This window comes from Chitinivibrio alkaliphilus ACht1 (assembly GCF_000474745.1).
Lineage (GTDB): Bacteria > Fibrobacterota > Chitinivibrionia > Chitinivibrionales > Chitinivibrionaceae > Chitinivibrio > Chitinivibrio alkaliphilus.
Genome location: NZ_ASJR01000097.1, coordinates 1 through 211, shown reverse-complemented (window position 1 = coordinate 211; position 211 = coordinate 1). Strand labels below are relative to the sequence as shown.

Below are 211 nucleotides of genomic sequence, written 5' to 3'. Positions count from 1 at the left end.
GGTTTATCGGCCCCGGTTGTTTCCCGGCTTAAAAACTGTTGGAGTGAGGAATACGCCCAGTGGAGCCAGCGTGATCTTTCAGAAAAACGGTATTGCTACCTCTATGCTGATGGTATTCATACGGCGGTCCGCTTTAAAGACAAGAGGGACTGCCTACTTGTTATTATCGGCGTTACGGTTCACGGCCGCAAAGAGCTGGTTTCCGTCAGCA

The 211-nt window shown here is 50.7% G+C and carries 1 protein-coding gene; it reads left to right on the top strand.

Annotation, left to right across the window (positions count from 1 at the left end; all coding sequences use genetic code 11):
* Window positions 1-211, top strand: a 211-nt coding sequence (locus tag CALK_RS11785; protein ID WP_034638496.1) for a transposase, incomplete at both ends; no start/stop codon positions are given.